Here is a 4921-nt window from a genome sequence, read left to right as displayed (position 1 = left end):
TAGATCATTTAATGAATGTAACTTAACTGGGGGAGGGCTGACACTACATTATATTTGGCAAATAAGGTTTAATATTCCTTAAAAAACTAATCATTTTTCAAGGGGGCTAATAGTAAAGCGAACCACTTTTCTCTCAAATCTAAACCTTTAGGCGAAAAATTCAGAGAGAGGTAGTTCACAGCCTTAAAAGTTAAATTTCATAAAAGTTAAATTTCAGAAACTCTGAATTTCATAAAATCTGAATTTCATAAAATCTGAATTTCATAAAATCTGAATTTCATAAAATCTGAATTTCATAAAAGTTAAATTTCAGAAACTCTGGATTTCAGGGAAGAGGCTCTCGCGACATATCTCTTTTTTCGGCAGGCCTGAAAGTAGCAAATTTGGGATTTTCCTCAACATCAGCTATTCCACTGTTTCTGACTAACTGCAGTGCTTTTTTTGTACTTGCTGATTGTCTGGGCTCTGCTTCTTTTGCATAATGCCTTAGAAACTTGAATTCCTTCGACAGCATTCCCACAACTACCAGCATCATGATATATTCCGTAGCCGGAGATGCAGCCCAGACTCCATCCAGGCCGAAGAAGATCGGCAGGATAAAAAGTAGAGGGAAAAGAACAACAAAAATCTTTCCAAGGTATATAAAGAGTGCTGCTCTGATTTGGTTTATTGACTGGTAATAGATAGCAGTGAGGAGCACGGTACCTTCAACGAGCAAAGAGAATATGAAAATATTCATTCCTCGAAGGGTAACTTCCAGAAGTTCGGAGTCTCCCTGGCTGAAGATCTGCACAACTTTTTCGGGAAAAAGGGAGATTAATAGAAATCCGAAAACTCCTGTAAGGATGCATGAAAGAATTGTCAGTTTCAGGGTTTTCGAAACTCTTTCATAATAGCCAGCTTCATAGTTGAAACCTATAATCGGTTGCACTCCCAGGGCTATTCCCTCAAAAAGCATAGAAAATATTGAAAGGACATATCCTATAATGCCATAGGCTGAGACCGCAAGCTCGGATCCGTAACTGAGCAGCATGTAATTGTATGCAAAGAGCACGAGAGCTAGTGAAAACTGCATCACGAAAGACGGAAGGCCGGCTCTAAGAATCTGGAGCTGGATCCTGAGTTTGAACTTCATGGCTTTAAGCCGGAGTTTCAGTTTTGCCTCCCTGCCAAAAAGGTAATTCATGAACAGCAATGCCGGGAGAGCAAAGGAAACTATTGTGGCAAAAGCGGCACCCGTCATTCCCATGCCCATACGCATGATAAAAAAGTAATCAAGCACGAAATTTACAATTACTCCTGCAATCATGATATTCATACAGAGTCTGGGGTTTCCGTCGTTTCTGACCAGTGGTTCAAGGGCAACTGAAAGAATCATAAAGACTGAACCAGCGAAGATAATCCTTAGGTAATCGCGAGCAAAAGCTAGAGCAGGCCCGCTGGCTCCAAGGATGCTGATTGAGGTTTCACAGAAGATCATCCCGATTACAGTAAAAACTGCTCCTGTAAGAAGACACAAGGAAAAAGCATTGTGTACTATATCCAGAGCTCGGCTGAGGTTCTCCTTTCCAAGTTGGAAGGCCGCAAGACTTGATGCACCGATCCCGATAATTACTCCAATAGCGATTATAACCATATAAGCGGGATAGGCTAGAGTAATTGCTGCAAGTCCCTAGCTTCCTATAGCATTTCCTATAAAAAAGCCGTCAATTATTTCCTGGATTCCGGCAATGACAACTCCAACGACGGTCGGGAATGCAAATTTCAAGAATAGATTCACTATGTTCCCGGATTTCATTTCTTCGTTACTTATCGTTTCTTCGCCACTTACCATTCCAGGTCCTCCTTAAATATTAAAGCCAGCTTTTCAGAAGCCTGGTTTTGAAACTCTGGTGCTTTCTTTTTAGAGGCCTGGTTTTGAGATCCCGGGATTCTTTTTGTCGTTGTCAGGTGGAAGAACCTGTTCAAAGAGAAGTAGGTTGTATTGTGTTTCTTTAGAGATTGATATCTTTTTAAAGTTTTACCTATTCTTGAAGGATCGAGATAATAAGATTCGGTCCTCTCAAATAGTTTGCATGAGGTCATAACTCATCCTGGACGAAGCTTCTGAAAATACGCAGATTCAAGTATAGCTGCCCTGTTGCAGAATTAATTAGTCTGTCTATGTCGAACTGGTAACTGCATATAATCTGTGGTTTAATTTGTGCGCATTCCTGCAGCACACATTCGTTTTACGAAGCTTCACCGTTTAAAGAGTAAAAGGGGATTCAAACGAACCAAAATCCTGTGCAATCATGCAACAAAGCAAGTAAAACCAGCTTCAGATAGTTATCTGATCACAGCTAATTTTAAGCAAATTTTATATATTAAAAATTATTTATATTTATAAATAGATTTGCATTCTTTTTTATTTTAACAGGTTATTTTATTTGAAGTCTTAAAAGCATTTAAATAGATAAACTATTTCCGTTTTAGGCAACAGCACTCATTAATATGTCTAAAGGTAAAAGCATGAATAAAACGGTTCAGCTCTGACTAAAAACTCTGGAAAAACATTAGATTTACTCAAGAGCTATTAACTTTGCAAATAAACGAAAATAAGCCTGAAATGAACAGCTACAGATCCAAAATAAATATGATTTACAGTATCCTCTTCAAATTTAATGGATCTTCAACCACAGAAAGAATATTACTGCTTTTATTCATATAATTTGAAGAAAATACGATTTACGATAACAATAAGATCAGATTTACGACAACGGTAAGTTTATGGTTTTCAGTTTTTCAATAAGTTTTCTCTACGAGCCTATCCCAAAAGCCATTTCGTTCTGAATCATCAAGAATTTTCAGGACTGTTTTCATGATCAGAAACTTGATTGATTGTTCGGAATACAGGATTCAGAGAAGCAATTTTGAGTTTTGGGATCAGCTCTACAATAAAAGTCAAGGGCTTACCCATCCATTTTTTATGCAAGAAGCACCTTTACGTCTTAAACTGAACTTTATTCCTTTACTCACCGTTACTCACCTTCATTCGTCGTTATTCATTTACCTGCATTCTGCTAAGCTTTTCATGTAAGCCGTTTGTATAGCTTTCTCTTCATAGTTACAAAACCTTCCAGCTGGAAAGAACAAACTGATCAAAAATGTCTACTGAAAATTATACCTGTACTCCTAATTATACCTGTACTCCTCCTGAAGTCCTGGCTCCCGTAGGCGACGAAGAAACCCTTCTTGCCGCAATTCGAGGAGGAACTGACGCGGTCTATCTCGGGGTTGGCGAATTCAACGCCCGTCAGGGTGCAAAGAATTTCACTCTTGAGAATCTTGACGAAGCTGTGAAACTGGCACACTCACACGGAGTTCTTGTTTACCTGGCTCTCAATATACCGATCAAGCAAAAAGAGTTGCAGCACGCGCTTGATATAGCAGACTGTGCATATGCAGCCGGAGTCGATGCACTTATTCTTCAGGATCTGGGGCTTCTCAGGCTTTTAAATGAAATCTATCCGGACCTCGATATTCATGCAAGTACCCAGATGACCATCCATAATAAAAGAGGAGTTAATTTTGTAGCAGGAATGGGAGTAAAAAGAGTTATAGTCTCAAGGGAACTTACTGCGGCTGAGGTAAAGGACATAGTGGATCACTCAAAAGCGGAAATTGAGGTTTTTGTTCACGGAGCTCTTTGCTACTCCTATTCGGGCAAATGTCTTTTCAGCAGTTTCCTGCATGGTAAGAGTGCAAATCGAGGAGCCTGTGCCCAGCCCTGCCGACGCAAGTACAGATTCGTGGTAAATGGCAGGGAAGTTGACGAAAGGCATATCGGAGGCAGTTATCCCATAAGCTGTGCCGAACTCTCCACAATAACAGGGCTTGAGGATATCGTAAAAACCGGAGTTGTAAGCCTTAAAATCGAAGGGCGGATGAAAAAGCCCGAGTATGTTACTGCGAGTGCCGCTGCCTATAAAGCTGCAGTCCAAGGAATCTGCGGTCCAGGAGATAATCCGACAAAAGAGGAACTTGAAGCAAGAGAAACCGAACTTGCAAAACTCTTTTACCGGGGTTTTACAAGAGGCTTCATACTTGGAGAAAAAGGCGTATCCCACCCTAAATACAGTTCAAACTACGGGGTGTTCCTTGGAAAAGTCCTTGATATTTCCCGCTCAAAAGGGAATACGAAACTTACAGTTCGGCTGAATCAGGACATCCAGGTAAAAGACGGTATAAGTATTTTCACGCGAGAGCGGATGCTCGGCTCGGCAGTTATAGGTATAGTCACGATTTCAGGCGAGCATATAAAAAGCGCGAAAAAAGGTGAAAAATTAGGGCTTGAAATAAGCTCGAAGACCGGAAGAGCAGTCCAGAGAGGTGATGAACTCTACCTCACAACAGACACACGGCTCCTCGATACCCTTCAAAGAACAAAACTGAAAACGCTTCCTGTAAGCCTGAAAGTAAGAGCCATGAAAGGAGAGCGATTTACGGTTATGATTGGAGAAGAAAATGAAAAGCCCAGAGAGATCCGGAAGACCACAGATGAGGCTCCATTTGTGGAATTCACGGATGATTACGTCGTCCAGGAAGCTGAAAAATCCCCAACTACAGTAGAGAAGATACGAAAAGCAATGGAAAGCCTTGGGGATACTTCTTTTGAGGCTGCTTCGGTTGAAATCGATGCTGATGAAAATATTTTTATTCCGGTTGGAGTGCTGAAAAACGCAAGGAGAACGGCAGCAGACCTCCTGCTGGAAAAAATCCTCAGTGTAGATAAGAAAGAACAAAAGCATCCGAGTCTTGAGGATTACAGTTACCTGTGTGACTCTGAAATCCATAGCAGTGAAGCGAGTGATCAAGATGAACTTACTCCAGCTGTCAATGAGACCTTCAACAAAACCTTAAGTGAAACCCTCAGTGAAAC

At 40.7% G+C, this 4921-nt stretch carries 4 protein-coding genes; 1 reads left to right on the top strand and 3 read right to left on the bottom strand.

Going from position 1 to position 4921, the window contains the following annotated elements; genetic code table 11:
• Positions 1–325: 325 nt before the first annotated feature.
• From A9239_RS02970 to A9239_RS02965, 3 genes are read right to left on the bottom strand one after another with little or no spacing between them, the layout of a single operon-like run.
• Positions 326–1660: an MATE family efflux transporter gene (locus A9239_RS02970; RefSeq protein ID WP_255361893.1), complete on the bottom strand. Its 1335-nt coding sequence runs from the start codon at positions 1658–1660 to the stop codon at positions 326–328.
• A gap of 12 nt (positions 1661–1672) precedes the next feature.
• Positions 1673–1834, bottom strand: coding sequence for a hypothetical protein (locus A9239_RS20085; protein ID WP_230629253.1), 162 nt, complete (start codon positions 1832–1834; stop codon positions 1673–1675).
• Positions 1828–2085 (bottom strand): hypothetical protein, encoded by a 258-nt coding sequence (locus tag A9239_RS02965; protein WP_048119399.1) that lies wholly within the window; start codon positions 2083–2085, stop codon positions 1828–1830. The genes A9239_RS20085 and A9239_RS02965 overlap by 7 nt, the downstream gene beginning before the upstream one ends.
• Positions 2086–3146: 1061 nt before the next feature.
• Here A9239_RS02965 and A9239_RS02960 point away from each other — a divergent pair.
• The coding region (locus A9239_RS02960; RefSeq protein WP_255361892.1) for a U32 family peptidase at positions 3147–4921 on the top strand (1775 nt) is incomplete at its 3' end.

It is taken from the genome of Methanosarcina sp. A14 (assembly GCF_001729375.1).
GTDB classification, from domain to species: Archaea; Halobacteriota; Methanosarcinia; order Methanosarcinales; family Methanosarcinaceae; genus Methanosarcina; species Methanosarcina barkeri.
This window is presented reverse-complemented; position numbering and strand designations above follow the sequence as displayed.